Raw genomic sequence first — 19,703 nt, forward strand, 5'->3', positions numbered from 1 at the left:
ATCTAGAGCCTTGATTCTAACTTTGTTAAATGCGCGTCATGAATATGGATGAGTCAGGAGTTTCCCCAATTCATTGCGCAAGTTAGTTGACCCCGAAGTATGACGGCGGCGCGTTTCGAACAGGCATGCGAAAAATTGACTTGTCAGATTGAGTCTTAGCCAGTCAGACAAGAAAGGACGAGCTACAGGTTTTGCAGTGGCTGATGACGCAAGACGTCAAACAACACAGCGCTGCGATGAGGATTCATCGCAAGCGGATTGTTAGTGCAGCGCTGCTATGCACTCAAACGCGGGCTGGCTGGCAAGATCAATGCGCGCCAGCTTTTACCGCATTGCGTTGCGTAAGCAGCTCGCGTATGCGCGCCAGATGCAGATCGCCGACGGCCGTATGAACGGGCTCGATCTTGCGGGCACGACGGGCCGCAGGAGGCCACGCACCCAGGTATCGGCACAGCGCGGAAACGAACGGCCGCTTCCCTCCGCCAGCAAGCCGCTGGGCCGCCGCCGCAACGCGATCCGCACCTACATTTGCGAGCAGCCATTCAAACGCCTGACGGTCTTCGTCATTCACAATGCGGATTAGCGATTCCATGCGACGCTCCTACTGGACGTAAACACATACTGTTAATTTATACAGTATTTTGCGCCAGTGCAAGGCAAGATTGGGCCTGCTCTTGGGGAATGCGCCATGCAAGGAAAAGATCGGGGAATCGCCTGTCCAGAGGCGTTGCATGGGGTAATAGTACGAGCGAAACGCTACTCGCTGGCCGCGGCATCCTCTTTCTGCGCTTTCAATCGGTTCCTCACGGCCGTCACCCCCAGAACCGGTCTTGCCGCATTGGCAGCGCGCGAGACCTGCCAGATCTCGGGTACCGAACCCGTGAGCGTGACGACGCCATGGCTAACCCGAATGTGAATGTCCGAATCGTCGAGATCCGGAACGCGCCTGAGGGCGCGGCGAACGTCACGCACCACCGAGGTATCCGGCCGGGTACCGGGTGTCGACGCCGATACTCTTTGCACGGCCACACCGGCCAGCTCGTTCATGCCGGTTTGCGCGTTCGCACTGTTCGCACAGGCAGCGCAGCTCGCGATAGCAACAAACACCATTGCGCCGATTGTGCCGTTCGTGCCGTTCGCACCGTTTCTGTTCATGCTGCCTCCTTCGGGCCGTGTCAACCGAGGAAAAGCGCCACTTCCACGCGTATGTTCGCACAGGAATTCGCGCGTCGCGTCCACGATGGCCTGGAACCGGCACGACGCCTGCTCGCCCGCACGCGACGCAGCGGATCACGCGGTGGATGACGCAATGGATGACTTCAGCGCCACACTGCGCTACCCTAACAACTCCGATACACAAAGTCGTCGTATAACCATGTCACACATCAGCACGGGCGTCGAATACGGATTGCATTGCCTGCTTTATCTTGCCGGCACGTCTGCCGGCGTGCGCGAAGCGAGCGTGCGCGACCTCGCGGAAATGCAGGGTGTGCCGGTCGACTACGCCGCCAAGTTGTTCACGCGCCTCGCCAAGGCCGGTATCGTCGAGTCGACCGAAGGCATACGCGGCGGTTTCAGGCTCGCGAAACCCGCGCGGAATATTTCGGTGCTGGACGTCGTCGACGCCATCGACGGTGAGAAGGCGCTCTTCGACTGTCGCGAGGTGCGCGGTCAATGTGCGGTTTTCAACGACGAACCGCCCACGTGGGCCACACGCGGCACCTGCTCGATACACGCCGTGATGCAGGGCGCCGAGCGCGCCATGCGCGCGGAGCTCAAGCAGCACTCGCTAGCCGATCTCGCCACCCGCGCGTATTCAAAGGCGCCAGCCAGCTATCACCATCACGTGGTGGACTGGTTTACTGCGCGCGCCGCCAATCGTCGCGGATAACAAGCGCCGCTTTTTGAACGCATCCAGCGAAAAAACGCGGAGCCTCCAACGAGGCTTCCGCGTACAGTCAGATCCATCGCGCTCCTAAAGGATCAAGCGACCACGATGCGAAGCGGATCGGCGGCTGCGAGCGCCTGCTCACGGTCCGCGCGAGGCGGATAGATCCACTCGGAGTTGATCTGGTGCTTGAGCTTCTTCGCCTCGGCGCCCTGCAATTTTACTTCGCGCTCCCACCCTTCCGTATAGACCGCGCCCCACGGGCCCAGATCCAGACACGTCACGTACTTCGGCTGACTATACGGAATCTGATCGAGGCCGAGCAGATCGGCGGCGACGTTGTGGCCCGCCGAGCGCCCCAGATTCATCGCGTGCTGACACGACATCATCGTGTGATTGCCTTCGTCGTCGGTCGCCGCGCGGGCAACGTCGCCCGTTGCGTAGACACCGGGCACCCCCTCCACCGCGAGGTTACGATCGACGTGAAGACGCCCCATGGCGTCGAGCCGGCCCGGAATCTGCGCGGTCAACGTGCTTGCGCGCAGCCCGGCCGTCCAGATCACCGTGTTCGATTCGATGCGCTCGCCGTCCGCTGTCGTCACTCCGCCGGCATCCACTGAAGCCACGCCCGAGCCAAGCTTCCAGGTCACGCCGAGCGAGCCCAGCGCCTCTTCGATAACGGGACGCGGGCCCGCGCCCAGGTCCGGGCCGATCGCATCGTTACGCTCGACGATGATCACCTTCACGTTTGCGTGCTCGCCCAGTGCCGCGCGCAGGCGCGCCGGCATTTCCGCAGCGGTCTCGATGCCGGTGAATCCGCCACCCGCCACCACCACGGTATTGCGTGCGAGCGAGTCCGGCTGGCTGGCCAGACTGTGGACGTGCGCTTCCAGTTCGACCGCTTCGTCGGTCTGGTCCACGCTGAAGGTGTGTTCGGCCAGACCCGGAATCGACGGGCGGAACAGCCGGCTGCCGGTCGCCAGCACGAGGCGGTCGTAGCCGAGCGTAGAGGACTGTCCGTCCACGCCGGTCACATCCACTGCGCGACGCTCCACGTGAATGCGCTCGACCCTGCCCTGCATGAATTTGACGCCAGTCGCCTCGAAGATCTCCGTGAGCGGCGCCCTGAAGTTCGCAGGACCCTCTTCGTACAGACGCGGACGCACATGCAGATGCGGGTCGGGTGCGACCAGCGCGATTTCCACGTCCGTGCGCCCCGCATCATCGAGCAGCCGCGCCGCGCTCAGCGCGCTCCACATGCCGGCGAAGCCGGCCCCAATAACAAGAATACGCTTCGACATTTTTGCTTCTCCAATGCAGGAATACGTGAATTCGGTGGAGCGCTCGCTTCGCATGGCTCGCGCCGCAATCTCCGGTCGAGGACTCGCGCCGCGCCTGCGCAACGCACAACTCGGATTCTATGAGTCGGAGTTAAAAGACGCAAGCCCCCCTTTTGGGACACACTGTTGACAAATCAGACAACGAGGCCGTGAAGCGGCGTGCGGCTAGGGTTGATGGGAAACGAAGAAGTCAACGAGACTGCGCGGCGAATCGCCACCGAGACAAACATCGAGTCCCTCTTTTGCCGCCGCCGCTTCGCAGGCACTGCGAGGAAAAAGTGTTGTCTCGTACGCAAGGAGCGCGGCTTCCATGTCGCCGGGATCCGCGGCAATGGCCTTTGCGAGTTCGGCGCCGTCGAACATGGCCAGGTTGGCCCCTTCACCAGACGGGATCATCAAATGCGCTGCATCGCCAAGCAATGTCACCCCACGCGTGCGCGGCCATTTGTGTTCCTCAGGGAGCGCATGAATCGGGCGGAACACGGGGGGCGTTTCGCCATCGGTGATGAGCGCAGTCAACTCCGGCGCCCAACCGTCGAACGCTTTCGCAACCGTGGCAGCAACGGCTGCCGGGTCGGACTGGTCGATGCTGTCGATCCAGTCTTTCGACTGATTCAGTTGTACGTACGTGTGCAGCACGCCGCCCGGCTCGCGATGCGCGACGATACCTTTGCCCGGCGCGAGCGCGAACATTGCGCCTTCGCCAACCGTTTCGGCGCTCGCCTTGTGATGCGTGTCGCAGTCGAACAGATACGTCTCGACGAACACAGTGCCGACATAGGCCGGTTTCGCGTCCGATAGCAACGGGCGGACTTTCGACCACGCGCCATCGGCCCCCACCAGAAGGTCGGTCGTCACTGTGGAGCCGTTAGCAAAGGTCACAACGTGCCGGCCGCCGCCGAGGGGAGACACCGCGACGACTTTATGGCCCCACCGCACCGTGCTGGCGGGGAGTGATTCGAGCAGAATCCGCCGCAATGCGCCACGAGGGACTTCGGGTCGTCCGCCTGTTCCGTCGTCCGATTGCTCATAGAGGACCCGGCCATGCTTGTCGAGCACTCGCGTCGCCTGAGCGCCGGGACAGATGATCTCGAGGAACCGATCGAAGAGTCCCGCCGACTTGAGTGCGAACTGCCCGTTGTTCTCGTGAATATCGAGCATGCCGCCCTGCGTTCGCGCATTCGCCGAGGCTTCCGACTCAAAGATCGTCGAAGCAATACCGTGAACGTGGAGCACCCGCGCGAGCATGAGTCCGCCGAGTCCCGCGCCGATGATTGCAATCGATGTCTTCATCCTGCTCCCTGCTTGTCGAGTGTGGCCGTTTAAACGGCAGCGTCCCTATGGAACGTCGTTCCATAGTAATATGGAACATTGTTCCATAGACGTCAAGAGGAAGCATGGTCAAGAAAGCGCGGGGCGTTCAACGGCGCGAGGACTCGCTCTCACGCGAGCGAATCATCGAGGCGTCGATCGAGCTTCTGGATAGCAGCGGCGAAAGCGGCCTGACGTTTCGCGCACTAGCCGAGCGACTCGCCACCGGTCCCGGCGCGATCTACTGGCATGTCGAAAACAAGAGCGATCTGCTGAGCGCCGCCTGCGACGCCATCGTCGCCCGGACAATGGACGCGCCATTGCCCAGCGCAACGCCACGAGAGGCGATTCGCGCCCTCGCGCTGGGTATGTTCGACGCGATCGACGACCATCCGTGGGTTGGCTCGGTGCTCGCGCGAGACCCGGCGCAATTGCCCATGGTTCGCATGCTTGAACGCATAGGCCAGCAGATTCGCGCGCTTGACGTGCCTGACGACGCGCAGTGGACAACGGTGTCCGCATTGCTGAGCTATATCCTGGGCGTGAGCGGCCAGAACGCCGCGAATGCGCAAATCGCTCGCGAGCGAGACGCCGATCGAAGTCACTTTCTGGACGAGGTCGCGTCTGTGTGGTCGCAGCTCGATCCCGACGACTATCCGTTCGCCCGCAGCGTGGCCAAACAATTGCGCGATCACGACGACCGCGCCGATTTTCTCGCTGGAATCGATCTGATCCTGCTTGGAATCGAGTCAGCGCACGGACGTTGAGCGCTACATGCCCATGCTCGTCCCTCCGCCCGTGCCTGTGCCGGTGCCCGAAGTCGTGCCCGCGTTCGACGTTGCATTCAAATCGATCCTGCCATACACACCATCGGCTTCGTCATTCGGCCCCGCCGCGAAAAACAGCGTATTGGAAGGCTGATTGCTGAGGTTGTTGCCGAACGCAATGCCCCACACGCCTGGCTCGACAATCGCGTTGCCGTTCGGCCCGGCGAGCGGCCCCATCGACTGGCCGCTCGATGCATTGAACGCGTTGATCGTGCCATCGCCGAAATTGCCGATCAATATCGCGCCGCTCATCGAGCCGAAGTTCGCAGGCGCTTGCGCAATGCCCCACGGCGCGTTGAGCGGGCTTCCCGTCGCGAAGCGTTGCTTCAGGTTGCCGGCCGTGTCGTACACGTCGACCATGCCGAGCCCCGCACCCGCGACATCGTCGTGCCTGGCTGTGTCTTGCATCGCGTAGGTGACGAACAGATTCGAGCCGATCGCCTGAATGCCGAACGGTGCGAAGCCGGCCGGCATTGCGGGGTCCGTGAAGGCGCCGGGCATCGCGACCTTGTTGAATGAGGTATTGAAAACGTCGATCTTGTTGTTATGGAAGTCGGTCGCGTAGAGGAAGTTGGCGTTGTTCATCGTCGCGAGCGCGAGACCCTTGTACACGGCGCCGCCCGTGCCATCGTCGTACATGACGAATGCGTTGGTCGGCCCGACCGCCGGCGCCCACGCGGTGATCGTGCCGCCTTCGCCCGCAAAGATGAACGCCGCGACGCCAGACTTGCCGTTTACCGTGACCGTGAAGCTCTGTGTGCCGTTGAAGACGATGCCCGTGGGCGAAGCCGAACCGTTCTTGCCGGCGGGAATCGCGACGATCAGCGATTGCGGCACACCGTTGCCGTCATACAGCGTCGCGACATTGGTGCCGTTATCCGCGACCCAGACGAAACCGTTCGGATTGAAGGCGACGCCCCACGGGTTTTTCAGATTCCCGTCGACGTGTGCGGCCGCCACCGCGCCATCCGAAACGAGGGCCGTCGCAGCGAACGACGACTGGACGGGCGCGCTCGTACTGTTCGAACTGGTATTGGAACTGGAACCGGAACCGCCGCCGCACGACACGAGCGTCGCGATGGCCGCGCCACATGCTAAGACGCCGAATACGGCGAGTAGAGACTTCATGACCGCACTCCTCGTTCAGTCCAGGGGGCTAACGGACAAAGAACGAGGAGGACGCGGGGTTTATTCCAGCAAAGAAAAGGGGTTGATATCGCGCGCGATCGCAATGACTGAACTAGCTAGTGAAAAGCGGGTGGCGGGCAACGAACACTACGCGTGACTGCCTGGCACCTGCACACTCGCCGATACCGGCGACGACTTGCGCGGCGTACGAAGTAGCGCCAGTTGCTTTTCGTGCGGCGTCAGCGCGCCACTGTCGCGCTTGTCCGCCTCGGCATATTTCTGAGCCGCGTGAGATAGATCGCCTTCGTTTTCAAGCGCCTGTCCCCATAGTTCATACGAGGGCGCGAGATCAGGCCGCAATTCGACCGCGCGGGACAGCTTGACGATCGCCGCCTCGTATTGTCCGTTCTCGACGAGGGCTTCCCCCCAGTCATGCAGGATATTCACATCGTCGCCGCGCATCGCGTTTGCGCGGTGGAATGCGCTAATGGCTTCGGCATACCGGTGCGCATGCAGCAACACGTCGCCGAGCAAGCGCTGGTTCTCCGCAGTACTGAACTTCTCGCGAGCCCCCGCGCGGAGCTCTTTGATGGCGGCGTCGATTCTCTGCTCCTGCTCGAGCGCAATGCCAAGGTTGGCCCGCAAGACGCCCGAGTGGGGGTACAGCAGGAGCGCGTCGCGTGACTGCTGTTCCGCCTCCTCGGCGTGGTTTTGCCTGAGCAGCAGCCACCCTTTTCCCGCGAGCGCCCACAGGCGTTCCGGTGAGCCTGGCCGGCCGAGGACATCGTCATAGATGGCTTCGACCTCGCTATAGTCGCATTGGTCCAGCGAACACCGCGTCTTTTGCACCGTTGCGAAGAGATGGCTAGCGAGCGTATTCGGTTCGACGAGCCGCATGATCTTGACCGCGATGTCTTGCACCGACCGGTTGAAGTCATTGCCGCTGAACACGACGTCGTCGTGCATCGCGTTGAAAGGGCCATTTTCGATCTGAATGTGCGCAACATAGGAATCCGCGCTGTCGCCCATATGCGTAATACCGACATGGACGATCACGTCCTGCTTATTCCTGAATAGCGTCGATTTCAGAAACCCGACAATCGAGGCATAGGACATGTCCCCGCCGGGAAGCTTGATATCAGGACTGTCATTGTCGGCCAGCGAGGCATCGTGCGGTACCGCGTCGCTGTCGCTGCTGATCCCACGCATGGCAGCAAGTATTCGTTCTGCCAGGAATTCCGGGGTATAGCCGGTGTCGACGAATGCTTTTGGCGCTTCCACCGGCGGAACCATGACGTGCTGCGTGAGCGCGCCCGAAATGACGAGCAGGCAAAATGGCGCGGCCAGGACCAGGATTAACCAGGGGAGCACGATCGGCCACAGCGCGCTTGGCCCGCGCCCGATCAAGCCGATCAGAAACAGCACCTGCGACAAGCCACCTGGCCTGTGATGCGGAACGCTCGACATGATGCACCTCGACTCGGCTGCAGTTGGTTGAGCCCAACTTCCGGTCGGCGTGAACGCATCGAATGTGCCAGCAGGCTCAAATGCTTCTCTGCAGGCCGTTTCCGCTATGTTTGCGAATTTTGGGCGTGCCGGGTGTCATCTCCTGACCAACTTCTCCAGACGGCGAGTGCCGGTTGGAAACCGACACATACGTATGCACGCTCACTTCACCGCCTCCGTATCTTCGACCTCGCCCGCGACCGGCACGTTACCCGACGGGCTCATCATGCGTGGCTGCAACATCAGCGCGACGAGACCTGTCCAGCCGGTCTGGTGCGAAGCGCCGACACCGCGCCCGTTGTCGCCGTGGAAGTATTCGTGAAACAGCACGAGATTGCGGCAGCGCGGATCGGCCTGCAGCAGCGGGTACGCGCCCATCACCGGGCGCTCGTTGTTGTGGTCGAGCAGAAAGAGCGTCGTGACGCGGCGCGCGAGTTCGTCGGCGATCTGTGCGAGAGAAAGCTTCTTGCCCGAGCCCGTTGGATACTCGACGCGAAAATCGTCGCCATAGTAGCGGTGGAATTCGTACAGCGACTCGATCAGCAGATAGTTGACCGGCATCCACACCGGGCCGCGCCAGTTCGAATTCCCGCCGAACACGCGCGAGTCCGATTCGGCGGGCAGGTATTTGACCTGGAAGTTGCAGCCGTTGTGGCGGTAAACGAAAGGTTCGTCGAGATGGGCGCGAGAAAGCGCACGCACGCCATGATCCGAGAGAAACTCGGCTTCGTCGAGCATACGCCGCAGCAGCGCCTTCATCCGGTGTCCGCGCAAGAGCGAGAGCAGCAATGAATTGCCCTTGCCGGGTTCGTCCCAGCGCGACACGAGGCCGGCAAGGTCGGGCCGGTGCTGGAGGAACCAGACGAGCCGGTCGCGCAGCCCCGGCAGGCCGCCGTGCACCCGCTCCTCCAGCACGCGCACGGCGAAGAAGGGAATCAGCCCGACGATCGAGCGCATGCGCAACGGCACGCTGGTGCCGTCCGGCAGCCGCAGTTTGTCGTAGAAGAACTCGTCAACGCTGTCCCACAGACCGGTCTCGCAGCCGTCGTCGCAGCTCACCGCGCCCGCGATATACAAAAAGTGCTCGAAGAACTTCACGCCGATATCGACGAACACATGGTTCGCAAACGCGAGTTCGAGTGCGATGCGCATCAGGTCGAGCGCGTAAGCCGCCATCCACGCCGTGCCGTCCGCCTGGTCGAGGTGGCCGCCCGTCGGCAGCGGCGACGAACGGTCGAAAATGCCGACGTTGTCGAGTCCGAGGAAGCCGCCCTGGAAGATGTTGTGACCGTCCGCGTCCTTGCGGTTCACCCACCACGAAAAATTCAGCAATAGCTTGTGGAAGATGAGTTCGAGAAATTCCCGGTCGGCCTTCCCGGTGATCGAACGATCGATCTCATACACGCGCCACGCCGCCCACGCATGCACGGGCGGATTGGCGTCGCCGAATGCCCACTCGTATGCGGGTAACTGCCCGTTCGGATGCTGATAGCGGTCCTTCACGAGCAGCAGCATCTGCTTCTTTGCGAACATCGGATCGACCAGTGCGAACGCGACCGCCTGAAACGCGAGGTCCCACGATGCATACCACGGGTACTCCCACTTGTCCGGCATCGAGAGGATGTCCGCGTTGCTCAGATGCCGCCAGTCCGCGTTGCGCCCGTGCAGCCGGCTCGCGGGCGGCGGCGGCTGCAGCGGGTCGCCCTCCATCCAGCGGTTCACGTCGTACTGGTAGTACTGCTTCGACCACAGCATGCCCGCCAGCGCCTGGCGCTGCACGAGCCTCGCGTCGGCGCTCTCGATGTCGCGCTGCAGCGCGTCGTAGAAAGCGTCTGCTTCGGCGATGCGTTGCGCGAAGAGGCTGTCGATGTCGAGCGCCACCTCTTCTTTCGCCTCGGACACCGGGCGCCAGCGGAACGTGACGACCGCACGGTCGTGCGCCGCGATCTCGAGATGCACGCGCGCGGCCGCCTTCGTGCCGGCGTCGCGCCGGATCGCGTCGTTGTCGCCATGCACCACATAGTCGTCGAAGCCGTCCTTGAAGGGGCCAGCGCCGTCCATGCCGAATAGCCGCTTCACGTTAGTCTCGTTCTCGCAAAACAGCCACTCGACGTGCGCGCCCTCTTGCGCGGCAGCGGTCACGACGAGCGGCTCGTGCGTGCCGCAGTGCGCGACGACATGCGCGCCGTCCGACGACGAGACGAGCCTGAGCGACGGCTTGTCTCCTGTGGCCTTCCACGACCACGTGTTGCGCGCCCAGATCTGCGGCAGCACGTCGATCGACGCGTGCTGCCCGCCGCGGTTCTCGACTGTCACGCGCATGACGATGTCTTCCGGCGTGTGCTTTGCGTATTCGATCTGCACATCGAAATAACACTCGTCGTCGAATGCGCCTGTATCGAGGATTTCATACTCGGGCAAACCGGCGCCGCGCCGCGCGTTTTCGTCGATCAGGTCCTGGTAGGGAAACGCCGCCTGCGGGTACTTGTAGAGCATGCGCATATACGAATGCGTCGGCGTGCTGTCGAGGTAGAAGTACAACTCCTTCACGTCCTCGCCATGATTGCCTTCTTCATTCGTGAGGCCGAACAGACGCTCCTTCAAAATCGGGTCGTGGCCGTTCCACAGCGCAATCGAGCAGCACCAGCTCAGCCGCTCGTCGGCGAAGCCGGCCAGGCCGTCCTCGCCCCAGCGATAGGCGCGCATGCGCGCGTGGTCGTGCGGGAAGTAGTCCCACGCGGTGCCGTGCTCGCTGTAATCCTCGCGCACGGTGCCCCATTGGCGCTCGCTGAGGTACGGCCCCCAGCGGTGCCAGCGAGCGTAATCGGCCGAGTACAGACGTTGGCCTTCGACCGTTTGGATGAGGCCGGCGGCGCGCTGCAGCATGGGCATCTCCTTGAGTTGGGGCCGCCGAGGTGGGGCCGCCGAGGTGAGGCTTGGGACGGCGGACGGCGCTCGAGCGACGCGAGTCTCCCATGCTAGCGCGGTTTGCCCGCTGGGCGTGCGCAGCGGGCAATGTGTGCGGGCTAAGCCGCGTCCCCGAGCCGTTTGAGAACGCGCAGCAGTTCGCCGAGCGACCATGCCTGGAACGGTGCGCCGCCGGGCCGGTGCGGCGCGTCGCCATCGGCGACTTCGGAAATATGGTCGAGCCCGGCGTGCTCGAGATGCGCGAGCAGCGGCGCGACGAAGCGCTCGCGAGCAAGCGAGCGCTGCGGCGCAGTATCGCCGTTCACGCGCAACCAGGCATCCACGAAGGGACCGAGCAACCAGGGCCAGACGGTGCCCTGATGATAGGCGCCGTCGCGCTCCAGCACGCCGCCACGGTATTGCCCGCGATACGCGCGGTCCGAGGGCGCGAGCGTACGCAGCCCCATGGGCGTGAGCAGATGCGCTTGAACCTGCGCGACGACCGCGCGCGCCGCATCGCCTTCCAGCAGCGCGAACGGCAGGCCGCCTGCCGCAAAGATCTGGTTCGGCCGAATCGAGCTGTCCGCCGTACCCTCGACGTGGTCGACGTCGATCACATCGAACAACGCGCCCGTAGACGGATCGACAAAGCGCGCGGCAAACGAGGCGCTGGCGCGCGCTTCGAGCTCGCGCCAGCGCGCATTCCATGCCGAGGCGATGCGCAGCCCGTTGATCCACAGCGCCTGTATTTCGACCGGCTTGCCAATGCGCGGCGTGACCACCCAGTCGCCCGCCTTCGCATCCATCCAGGTGAGCTGCACGCCCGGCACGCCCGCTCGCAACAGGCCATCGCCGGGGTCGGCTGCGATCTGGTAGCGCGTGCCCCGCGCATAGCCTTCGATGATCGCGTCGACAGCACCTTGCAGCACATGCCGCGCTTCGGGCGGCACGTTTGCTGCGGCGAAATAGTCGTGCACCGCCACGACGAACCACAGCGATGCATCGACGGAGTTGTATTCGGGCGCCCCGCCCGCATCGGGAAAGCGATTCGGCAGCATGCCTTCGGAAACTGTCGCCGCCCATTCGAGCAGGATCGCGCCGGCCGCCTCGTAGCGCTCGTTCGCGAGCAGCAGACCACGCATGGCGATAAACGTGTCGCGGCCCCAGTCGGTGAACCACGGATAGCCCGCGACGATCGTGCGGCCGTCGCCGCGCGCGACGACATAGGCGTTGGCCGAGCGCTGCAGACGCGAGCCGAGCGAAGCCCGGCGCACTTCCTCGAAGCCCGCGAGCATTTGCGCGCGGCTCGCCGCGCTTTCGTTGCCTTCCTGCGGGGTATCGCCCACGCCGGATAATGGTTGCGCGCGCAACATCAGCACGGCGTCGCCTGTGCCGAGATCGAAGGTGAACACGCCTGGCGTCGCGAGATCCTCGATGCAGTCGAGACCGCGCTCTCGTTCACGCGTATAGCAGAAGTTGCGATACCAATCCGGCGCATGCGTATAGCAGCCGTTCGAGCGAGCGACGATGGCAGGCAGATCGCCGTACGGTTGCCAGCGCACGTGCTCGCCATCGATCTGGGCATCAAAGTCGAACGCCGCGTTCTCGTGGTGCAGCACGTGATAATCGCGGCCCGAGATCAGCGGGCGGACTTTCAGCACCGCGCCGCCAGCTCCGGATGGCGCTTCGAGCCGCCAGCGCAGTACCGTCTCGCGACTCGCCTTCGCAACGAACACCTCGGCTATGAGCACGCCGCCGCCGTCCAGCCGGTAGCGCCACGTGGGCCACGACGACGTGTCGAAGCTTGCGATGCTTTTCGACGTGTCGGGATAAAGCAGATCCGGCGCGTAGCGCTGCATCGTCAGCGCCGTTTTGCGCTCCCCGTCCTCGAGCCAGGCTTCGACGCCGTTCACGAGCACCACGCGGTTCGTGGGCGGCTGCCGAGCCGTGAGCAGCAGCGCATGATAGCGGCGCGTGCGCGCCGTCCCCACGGTGCCGGAGGCGAATCCGCCAGCGCCGTCTGCTTCGAGCCATTCGTCGTCGAAGCGGTCCGCATCGATGGGGCTGTCAAGACGCGTCATCGGTTGTCCTGCCCTTGTCAATCACCTTCGCCAAGATACTCCCGTCGGCTTGCCGCTGCCGGGAAGCGAGTCGAAAGCGAGTCGAAAGCACAGGTCGCCAATGACCGCAGGCACCGCGCGTCTACGTGCGTGCAGGCTGCCCGCGCCGCTGCCGATAGTGAATCTGCGCAGGCACCTGAATGGACTCGGGCGCACCAACGCCCTCGAGCAGCGAAAACACGCAACGCAGGCTGTGTTCCGCGAGTAGGCCGCTGTCCTGCACGATAGCGTCGATACGAAGCGGCAGGCAGTCGAGCAGTTGATGATCGTCGAAGGTCATCACGCGCTCCGGCGCCTGCGCGAGCTGGTGCGCTTCGTTCACAAACTCCAGCAAGCCTTCGAGCAACGTAATGGAACCGGCGAACAGCGCCTCGGGATAGCGGCCATGCGCCTCGAACCAGGCTTTCATCAGCGCATAGCCCGACTCCCGCTGATAGTCGCGTTGAAACACCCAGTCACTCTGCTCCGCCATGCCATGGCGCTCGAGCGCGAGCCGATAGCCCGCCAGGCGGTCGCGGCTCGGCGAGAGTTCTGGCTGGCCACCGAAATACACCACCTCGCGCGCGCCTTGCTCGATCGTCTCACCCACCAAAGCGGCCACGGTTTCGGCGGCGTCGGTGATCACGTAGGGAATGGCGCTCGTCGCCACGCGGCGATCGGCGAACACGATCGGCAAACGCTTGACCCACTTGTCGTAACGCGGCGCATCGGCCGTGCACGGCACGACCACCACGCCGTCCACCTGCTGTGCGACCAGATGCGCAATGCCCTCGGTCTCGCGCACCGGATCCTCGTCGCTCGTTACGATCACGAGTTGATACCGGTAGCGCTCGCGGCATTGCCACTCCATGGCCTGGGCGAGCGCGGCGTGCGCCGAGTTGGTCAGATCGGGAATCACGAGGCCGATCGTGTTGCTGCGCCGCGAGCGCAGCGCGCGTGCCGATTGCGACGGCGTGAAATGATGGTCCCTCGCCACTTGCAGCACGCGCTCGACCGTCGCCGCCGAAATGCGGTAGCGCTCGGCATTGCCGTTGAGCACCATGCTGGCCGTGGTGCGCGAGACCTCCGCGAGGCGGGCAATGTCGTCGATAGTCAGACGCTCGAACTGGGACACGCGGCGTTCCTGCTGGGTGTGGGGTTGGTTTCGGGTGGACCCGGGAGCGAAGCGCCGGCGACCCGGCGGTGAGGAAGGGCAACCCCCAAACGAAGCGCCCCGTGTCGCACGGGGCGCTCAGTGCTTCCCAAGCGCGCGCATACGCGAAGATCTTCGCGTCAGATGGTACTACGCTTCGCGCGCGCCTGAAAATGCGCTTATTGCTTGTACAGGTTCAACGGCACCGGGATGAACTTGTCGACCGGCTTGCCGTCGACCAGCTGCTTCGCGGTCTGCACGCCATACTGGCCGATCAGTTCGGGCTGCTGCTGCACGGTGGCGGCCATCTGGCCGGCCTTGACTGCGGCGATCGCGTCGTCGGTGGCGTCGAAGCCGACCACGGCCACGTTCTTCAGGCCTGCCGCTTGCAGCGCCTTCACCGCGCCCAGCGCCATTTCGTCGTTCTGCGCGAACACGCCCTGAATGTCCTTGTTGCTCTGAATGATGTTTTCCATCACCGAAAGGCCCTTGGCGCGGTCGAAATCGGCGGGCTGTTTCGTGATGATCTTCACGCCGCCCTTTGTCGCGATTTCATCGTCGAAACCGGCACCTCGTTCATTGGCCGCCGACGAACCCGGAATGCCTTGCAGCTCGACGATGTTGCCCTTGCCGCCCAGCTTGTCGGCGAGGAAGTCGGCAGCCATCTTGCCGCCCGCCTTGTTGTCGGAAGCAATATGCGAGCTGACTTCGGCGCCGTTCACGCTGCGGTCGAGCGAGATCACCTTGATGCCCTTGCTCGTCGCTTCCTTCACGACGTTGGCCACCGCCGAAGAATCGGTCGGGTTGATGAGGATGACGTTGACCTTCTTTTCGATCAGGTCTTCCACACTCGCCTGCTGCTTCGCGGGATCGTTCTGCGCATCGACGGTGATGAGCGTGACGCCGTCCTTCTTCGCTTCGTCTTCGGCGCCCTTCTTGAGCGAGACGAAGAACGGATTATTGAGCGTCGAGATCGACAGACCGACCGTAACCGCGCCGCCCGAAGCCGGCGCTGCCGCGGACGCGCCGCTCGCAGCCGCATCGGCGCTGCTGCCCGGACCTTCCTTCGAGCAGGCCGCGAGGCCCAGCGCGAGCGAACCGGCGACGAGCGCCGCGAATATTTTCGAGAACTGAGGTTTCGAGATCGACGACGAATGGTGCTTATGCATAGTCTTCCTCCTCGTTATATGTGGAGTGTGTGGAGATAAAAAATTCAGGATACCTATCGATACAAAACTGCCGTGCCACGCGAATCGAGCGTGGCACGGCATGGGTGTTACGACGACTTCTTGTTGGCGCGATCGATCAGCACGGCGAGCAGGATCACGATGCCCTTGATGACCTGCTGGTAGAACGACGACACATCGAGCAGGTTCAGGCCGTTGTTGAGCACGCCGATCAGGAGCGCGCCCACGAGCGTGCCGAAGATCCAGCCACGGCCGCCAGTGAGGCTCGTGCCGCCCAGCACGACCGCCGCGATGGCGTCGAGCTCGTAGCCCGTACCCGCGGTCGGCTGCGCGGAGTTCAAGCGCGAGGTCAATACCACGCCTGCGAGCGCCGACATGACACCCGCGATCGTATAGACCCACAGCTGGATGCGATCGACCTTCACGCCGGAAAGCTTCGCCGATTCGGCATTGCCGCCCGTTGCATAGATATGGCGGCCGAACACGGTCTTGCGCAGCAGCACCCAGAACACGCCGAACATCACGAGCATGAGCACGACGGGAATCGGCACGAGGCGCGCGACATAGCCGCCGCCCAGCAGCGAGAAGAAGTCGCTGTTGAAGCTGCTGATCGGGCTGCCGTTCGAGACGACGAGCGCGAGACCGCGCAGCACCGTCATCGAACCGAGCGTGGCGATGAACGGCGCGACTTTGCCCTTGCTGATGACGAGACCGTTGGCGAAGCCCATCAAGCCGCCAGCCACGAGACCGGCGAGCGTCGCGACAATGGCGGGCGTGCCGGCGCTGAGCAGCGTCGCGATGATCACCGAGGACAGCGCGAGCACCGAGCCCGCCGAGAGATCGATGCCGCCGAGCAGAATCACGAGCGTCATGCCGAACGCGATCAGCGCATTGATCGACGCCTGCCGCATCACGTTGAGCAGATTGTCGAGCGTGAGGAAGTCGCGGCTCACGATCGAGAGCGCCACGGCAATGATCAGCAGTGCTACGAAGGGTCCGAGCTTTTGCAGCGTCGCCTTGCTGCCGGGGGTGAGGGTCACTTGCGACATATCATGTCTCTCGAGATTGCAGTGAATAGGAAGCGCCAACGCTCAGGCGCCGACGGCATGCGTCGCAGCCGCGTGGCCGCCGGCCGCGGCCGTCATGATCAGTTCCTGGGTGGCCGTGGCCGCTTCGAAGATGCCGTTCTGGCGCCCCTGATGCATGACCAGAATGCGGTCGCTCATGGCCAGCACCTCGGGCAGTTCGGACGACACCATCACAATGGCAACACCCTGCTGCGCGAGCTGATTGATGATCGTGTAGATCTCGGCTTTGCCGCCCACGTCCACGCCGCGCGTGGGCTCGTCGAGCAGCAGCACTTTCGGCGGCTGCGCGAGCCACTTCGCGAACACGACCTTCTGCTGATTGCCGCCCGAGAGCGCCTTGACGTCCAGTTCCGCGTCGCGCGTACGCACGCGCAACTGCTTGATCAGGCCGTCGACGGCGCTGCGCTCCGCGCGCTCGTTGACGAAGCCGAGCGTGGCGTACTGGTCCAGATGCACGAGCGTCGCGTTTTCGCGCACCGACATGCCGAGCACGAGCCCCTGACGCTTGCGATCTTCCGTGACGAACCCGATACCCGCAGCAATCGCGCTGGACGCGTCACGCACGTCGAGCGCGTTGCCGTCCAGCGTCACCGAGCCCGCGGTCTTGCGGTTCGCGCCGAACAGCGTGCGCAGAATCTCGCTGCGACCCGCGCCCATGAGACCGGCGATACCGAGCACCTCGCCCGCGCGCACATCGAACGTAATGCCTTCGATATGCCCTTCGTCCGCAAGACCGGCCACGCTCATGCGCACGTCGCCCGGCGCATGGCTGCGTTTCGGGAAACGCTCGCCAATCTCGCGGCCCACCATCAACCGCACGATCTCGTCGAAACCCGTCTCGCGAATCGCGCGCTCGCCGACGAAATGGCCGTCACGCAGCACGCTGATCTTGTCGCACACGCGGAAGATCTCTTCCATGCGATGCGAGACGTAGACGATCGCCACCCCGCTCGCCTTCAGCGACTGCATGATCTCGAAGAGCGTTTCGATCTCGCGGTTCGTGAGCGCGGCGGTCGGCTCGTCCATCACGAGCACCTGTGCGTTCAGCGAAAGCGCCTTGGCAATTTCCACCAGCTGCTGCTGGCCGATCGAGAGCTGGCCCGCCTCCATCTGCGGGTCGATACGCTGCGCGCCGACCTTATCGAGCCACTTGCGCGCCTCTTTGCGCATCGTCGCGGTATCGACCATGCCGAAGCGGCTCGGCTCGCGGCCGAGGAAGAGATTCTCCATCACCGTCAGTTGCGCGATGAGGTTCAATTCCTGGTGAATGATGGCGATGCCCGCGCGTTCGGCCTCTACCGTGCTGCGGATTTGCACCGCACGCCCATCGACGCGGATCTCGCCCGCATCGGCTTGATACACGCCGCTCAGGATTTTCATGAGCGTCGATTTGCCTGCGCCGTTCTCGCCCATCAGCGCGTGGATCTCGCCTGCCTCGATGCGGAAATCGACGCCTTCGAGCACCCGAACCGGACCGAACGCCTTGCCGATCCCCTGCATCATCACTTGCATCCTGGACCTCTCAGAAGACCACGCCCGAATGCAGGATCACATTCGCGTAGGGGCTGCACTCGCCGGTGCGGATCACCGCCTTCGCCTCGCGGCAGCGGCGCTTGAACTCCTCGTGCGGCACGTTCTCCACGGCGATGTGCGCGGCGGCCATGTCGCGGCTACGCGCCACCACGGCCGCGTTGTGGGTCTGCGCCTCGCTCGCGAACACGGCGCGCTCGGCCTTGAAGTCGGCGAGCACGCTGTCGAGCACGGCGAAGAAGTCGGGCACACCGGCCGCGAGCGAGACGTCGATGCATTCCACGCCGTCGGGAACCGGCAGCCCGCAGTCGGCGATTACGAGGCTGTCCGTGTGGCCCATGCGGGCGAGCACGCGTGCGATGTCGCGATTCAGATGTCCGTGTTTTTTCACTGCGAATCTCAGGCTTGCGTGTTCAGGAAGGCTTCGAGTTCGGCGAGCGTGGGCATGCCGCCCTGCGCACCGGCGCGCGTCACGGAAAGCGCGCCCGCAGCGTTCGCGCGCCGCACGGCCTCGCCAATGCCGAGATGCCAGAACGCCGCGAGCGCGCCGTTGAAGGTGTCGCCGGCGCCGGTCGTATCGACGGCCTCGACAGCGAAGCCCGGCTGATGCACGAGCGCGCCGTTGGCGTCGGGGTTGGGGTTCGCGTAATACGCGCCGTCTTTACCGTGCGTCATTGCGATGCGTACGGGCGAGCGCGCAATGACCTCGGCCCACGCACCTTCCGGCGTTTGCAGCGCGGTCGCGAGTTCATGCTCGTTTGGCGTCAACAGCGTGGTCAGCTCGAGCATCTCGCCACTCAGTTCGACTGCGGGTGCGGGATTGAGAAAGAAGGGCTTGCCGTGTTCGCGGGCGCGCCGCGCCGCGTGCAGCACCGTCGCGTAGGGCACTTCGAGCTGCGCGAGCACGACGTCGGCCTGTGCGATCGCAGCGCTTGCGCGATCGATGTCTTCGGGCGAAAGCTCGTGATTCGCGCCTGGCACGACGATGATCGCGTTGTCGCCGCCCGAAAGCGTGATCGAGGCAATGCCGGTCGCTTCACGACCCGTGCTCACGTGGGCGATATCGACGCCTTGGCGCGCGAGCGTCGCCTTCATTTCGCCGCCGAAGGCATCTGCACCCACGCAGCCGATCATCGTGACCTCGGCGCCAAGACGTGCCGCCGCGACCGCCTGATTCGCGCCCTTGCCGCCCGGATGCGTCGAAAAATGCGTGCCGAACAGCGTTTCGCCGAGCCGGGGAAACGTGTCGGTCGTGACGACCATGTCCATGTTGATGCTGCCCACCACCACTACGCGCGCCATTGCACTCCCTTTCCACGGCTTCCCGCATCTGCGATTTTTTGCCGTGCTAAAACGTAATCAGCTTGGGAGCGCAGTTATACCAGAGTCCTCACGCAGGTGAAATAGACCCAGGGTATAACCGGATGCGCGTAGAAATATGTCCCCGATTATTGATGACGAAGCGATCCGATACGACGCCTGGATAGTCCGCTCACATCCGAAGCGCTAGGTGAGATGCTGTGGACGAATGCGGTCGTTGCAAGGCGCTTGTTCAGCGGCCTGCGCGATAGGGGTATGTCACTTCGGAGAAAGGGCGCTGAGGCGGTTGGGTGCTGACCGAACCGCTCGAGAACATTACGTTACTGGACGTCTACCGAGCGGTCGGCGAACTTCCGCTCTTCTCACAGCTTGTTTCCAAGGATCATCTGGAATGTCTCGTCGAACAAGCATAGATGCCG

16 protein-coding genes and 1 pseudogene are annotated in these 19,703 nt (G+C 63.6%); 4 read left to right on the top strand and 13 right to left on the bottom strand.

Annotation, left to right across the window (positions count from 1 at the left end; translation table 11 throughout):
• Positions 1-310: 310 nt before the first annotated feature.
• On the top strand, positions 311-583 hold the full coding sequence (locus tag JMY28_RS29435; RefSeq protein ID WP_201699433.1) for a hypothetical protein: 273 nt from the start codon (positions 311-313) through the stop codon (positions 581-583).
• Between the two features lie 173 nt (positions 584-756).
• Here the strand turns inward: JMY28_RS29435 and JMY28_RS29440 are convergent, their stop codons facing one another.
• On the bottom strand, positions 757-1,155 hold the full coding sequence (locus tag JMY28_RS29440; protein WP_201699434.1) for a BON domain-containing protein: 399 nt from the start codon (positions 1,153-1,155) through the stop codon (positions 757-759).
• Positions 1,156-1,375: 220 nt separating this feature from the next.
• Here JMY28_RS29440 and JMY28_RS29445 point away from each other — a divergent pair, with 220 nt between their 5' ends.
• Complete coding sequence (locus JMY28_RS29445) at positions 1,376-1,891, top strand: RrF2 family transcriptional regulator (protein WP_201699435.1); 516 nt, start codon at positions 1,376-1,378, stop codon at positions 1,889-1,891.
• 92 nt (positions 1,892-1,983) lie between these two features.
• Here JMY28_RS29445 and JMY28_RS29450 read toward each other — a convergent pair whose 3' ends face one another.
• Both JMY28_RS29450 and JMY28_RS29455 read right to left on the bottom strand, forming a co-directional pair.
• The gene (locus tag JMY28_RS29450; RefSeq protein WP_201699436.1) at positions 1,984-3,189 is read right to left on the bottom strand and encodes an NAD(P)/FAD-dependent oxidoreductase; all 1,206 of its coding nucleotides are present in this window, start codon (positions 3,187-3,189) and stop codon (positions 1,984-1,986) included.
• Between the two features lie 204 nt (positions 3,190-3,393).
• On the bottom strand, positions 3,394-4,521 hold the full coding sequence (locus JMY28_RS29455) for an FAD-dependent oxidoreductase (RefSeq protein ID WP_201699437.1): 1,128 nt from the start codon (positions 4,519-4,521) through the stop codon (positions 3,394-3,396).
• 104 nt (positions 4,522-4,625) lie between these two features.
• On the opposite strand from JMY28_RS29455, the gene JMY28_RS29460 reads away from it, so the two are divergent.
• Entirely contained in the window at positions 4,626-5,306 is a 681-nt protein-coding gene (locus JMY28_RS29460; protein ID WP_201699438.1) for a TetR/AcrR family transcriptional regulator, read from the top strand.
• A 3-nt stretch (positions 5,307-5,309) separates the two neighbouring features.
• Here the strand turns inward: JMY28_RS29460 and JMY28_RS29465 are convergent, their stop codons facing one another.
• The 10 genes from JMY28_RS29465 to rbsK all read right to left on the bottom strand — a co-directional run bounded on the left by JMY28_RS29465 (position 5,310) and on the right by rbsK (position 19,266).
• Complete coding sequence (locus tag JMY28_RS29465; RefSeq protein WP_201699439.1) at positions 5,310-6,494, bottom strand: TIGR03118 family protein; 1,185 nt, start codon at positions 6,492-6,494, stop codon at positions 5,310-5,312.
• A 147-nt stretch (positions 6,495-6,641) separates the two neighbouring features.
• Positions 6,642-7,961, bottom strand: coding sequence for a tetratricopeptide repeat protein (locus JMY28_RS29470; protein WP_201699440.1), 1,320 nt, complete (start codon positions 7,959-7,961; stop codon positions 6,642-6,644).
• Between the two features lie 201 nt (positions 7,962-8,162).
• Entirely contained in the window at positions 8,163-10,892 is a 2,730-nt protein-coding gene (locus tag JMY28_RS29475) for an MGH1-like glycoside hydrolase domain-containing protein (protein WP_201699441.1), read from the bottom strand.
• Positions 10,893-11,026: 134 nt separating this feature from the next.
• Positions 11,027-12,988: an amylo-alpha-1,6-glucosidase gene (locus JMY28_RS29480; protein ID WP_201699442.1), complete on the bottom strand. Its 1,962-nt coding sequence runs from the start codon at positions 12,986-12,988 to the stop codon at positions 11,027-11,029.
• Between the two features lie 121 nt (positions 12,989-13,109).
• A complete protein-coding gene (locus JMY28_RS29485; protein ID WP_201699443.1) occupies positions 13,110-14,141 on the bottom strand; it encodes a substrate-binding domain-containing protein in 1,032 nt (343 codons plus the stop codon).
• 197 nt (positions 14,142-14,338) lie between these two features.
• A complete protein-coding gene (gene rbsB / locus JMY28_RS29490; protein WP_201699444.1) occupies positions 14,339-15,328 on the bottom strand; it encodes a ribose ABC transporter substrate-binding protein RbsB in 990 nt (329 codons plus the stop codon).
• A 107-nt stretch (positions 15,329-15,435) separates the two neighbouring features.
• On the bottom strand, positions 15,436-16,395 hold the full coding sequence (locus tag JMY28_RS29495; protein WP_201699445.1) for an ABC transporter permease: 960 nt from the start codon (positions 16,393-16,395) through the stop codon (positions 15,436-15,438).
• 42 nt (positions 16,396-16,437) lie between these two features.
• Positions 16,438-17,937 carry a sugar ABC transporter ATP-binding protein gene (locus JMY28_RS29500; protein ID WP_328809479.1) on the bottom strand — a complete coding sequence of 500 codons (1,500 nt, stop codon included), beginning with the start codon at positions 17,935-17,937 and terminating at the stop codon, positions 16,438-16,440.
• Positions 17,938-17,956: 19 nt separating this feature from the next.
• Positions 17,957-18,355 (bottom strand): D-ribose pyranase, encoded by a 399-nt coding sequence (gene rbsD, locus JMY28_RS29505; protein ID WP_201699447.1) that lies wholly within the window; start codon positions 18,353-18,355, stop codon positions 17,957-17,959.
• Positions 18,356-18,363: 8 nt separating this feature from the next.
• Positions 18,364-19,266 (bottom strand): ribokinase, encoded by a 903-nt coding sequence (gene rbsK / locus JMY28_RS29510; protein WP_201699448.1) that lies wholly within the window; start codon positions 19,264-19,266, stop codon positions 18,364-18,366.
• Positions 19,267-19,434: 168 nt separating this feature from the next.
• On the opposite strand from rbsK, the pseudogene JMY28_RS39110 reads away from it, so the two are divergent.
• Positions 19,435-19,694 (top strand): annotated as a pseudogene (locus JMY28_RS39110) (Rrf2 family transcriptional regulator); the annotation flags it as partial.
• Positions 19,695-19,703 lie beyond the last annotated feature (9 nt).

The sequence above is a fragment of the Paraburkholderia hiiakae genome (assembly GCF_904848665.1).
In the GTDB taxonomy this organism is placed as follows: domain Bacteria; phylum Pseudomonadota; class Gammaproteobacteria; order Burkholderiales; family Burkholderiaceae; genus Paraburkholderia; species Paraburkholderia hiiakae.

Bases quoted from the DNA above. Each gene is read 5' to 3' on its own strand.
- JMY28_RS29445 (WP_201699435.1), top strand. From the start codon at position 1,376: ATGTCACACATCAGCACGGGCGTCGAATACGGATTGCATTGCCTGCTT.
- JMY28_RS29440 (WP_201699434.1), bottom strand. From the start codon at position 1,155: ATGAACAGAAACGGTGCGAACGGCACGAACGGCACAATCGGCGCAATG.
- rbsB (WP_201699444.1), bottom strand. From the start codon at position 15,328: ATGCATAAGCACCATTCGTCGTCGATCTCGAAACCTCAGTTCTCGAAA.
- JMY28_RS29450 (WP_201699436.1), bottom strand. From the start codon at position 3,189: ATGTCGAAGCGTATTCTTGTTATTGGGGCCGGCTTCGCCGGCATGTGG.
- JMY28_RS29495 (WP_201699445.1), bottom strand. From the start codon at position 16,395: ATGTCGCAAGTGACCCTCACCCCCGGCAGCAAGGCGACGCTGCAAAAG.
- JMY28_RS29435 (WP_201699433.1), top strand. From the start codon at position 311: ATGCGCGCCAGCTTTTACCGCATTGCGTTGCGTAAGCAGCTCGCGTAT.
- rbsK (WP_201699448.1), bottom strand. From the start codon at position 19,266: ATGGCGCGCGTAGTGGTGGTGGGCAGCATCAACATGGACATGGTCGTC.
- JMY28_RS29475 (WP_201699441.1), bottom strand. From the start codon at position 10,892: ATGCCCATGCTGCAGCGCGCCGCCGGCCTCATCCAAACGGTCGAAGGC.
- JMY28_RS29500 (WP_328809479.1), bottom strand. From the start codon at position 17,937: ATGATGCAGGGGATCGGCAAGGCGTTCGGTCCGGTTCGGGTGCTCGAA.
- JMY28_RS29455 (WP_201699437.1), bottom strand. From the start codon at position 4,521: ATGAAGACATCGATTGCAATCATCGGCGCGGGACTCGGCGGACTCATG.
- JMY28_RS29480 (WP_201699442.1), bottom strand. From the start codon at position 12,988: ATGACGCGTCTTGACAGCCCCATCGATGCGGACCGCTTCGACGACGAA.
- JMY28_RS29460 (WP_201699438.1), top strand. From the start codon at position 4,626: ATGGTCAAGAAAGCGCGGGGCGTTCAACGGCGCGAGGACTCGCTCTCA.
- JMY28_RS29465 (WP_201699439.1), bottom strand. From the start codon at position 6,494: ATGAAGTCTCTACTCGCCGTATTCGGCGTCTTAGCATGTGGCGCGGCC.
- JMY28_RS29470 (WP_201699440.1), bottom strand. From the start codon at position 7,961: ATGTCGAGCGTTCCGCATCACAGGCCAGGTGGCTTGTCGCAGGTGCTG.